This is a genomic window from Virgibacillus sp. 7505 (genome assembly GCF_002272135.1).
In the GTDB taxonomy this organism is placed as follows: Bacteria; Bacillota; Bacilli; order Bacillales; family Amphibacillaceae; genus Terribacillus.
Genome location: NZ_NPBF01000059.1, coordinates 1 through 425 on the forward strand (window position 1 = coordinate 1; position 425 = coordinate 425).

The window sequence follows — 425 nt, forward strand, 5'->3', positions numbered from 1 at the left end:
GTTGTGGATGCAGTCAAAAAGCCAGTAACTGTCAAAATGCGGATTGGCTGGGATGAAGACCATATTTATGCAATCGAGAATGCTCGTGCAGTTGAACGAGCGGGCGGAAGTGCAGTGGCCGTACATGGTCGCACGCGCGTTCAGATGTACGAGGGTGTGGCTGATTGGAATATTATTGGCGATGTGAAAAAGGCAGTGAACATTCCGGTTATAGGCAACGGTGATGTTGCTACACCGCAAGACGCCAAGCGGATGCTCGACGAGTATGGCGTTGATGGTGTGATGATTGGCCGTGCCGCTCTCGGGAACCCGTGGATGCTGTACCGTACAATCCAATATCTTGAGAATGGTACTCTTCCTCCAGAACCGACTCCACGTGAGAAAATTGAAGTTTGTTTAATCCATTTGGATCGTTTGGTTGCTTT

The 425-nt window shown here is 49.4% G+C and carries 1 protein-coding gene; it reads left to right on the forward strand.

What is annotated here, in order from left to right:
• Positions 1-425: tRNA dihydrouridine synthase (locus CHH91_RS17890; protein ID WP_176465848.1), on the forward strand; the 425-nt coding region annotated here is incomplete at both ends.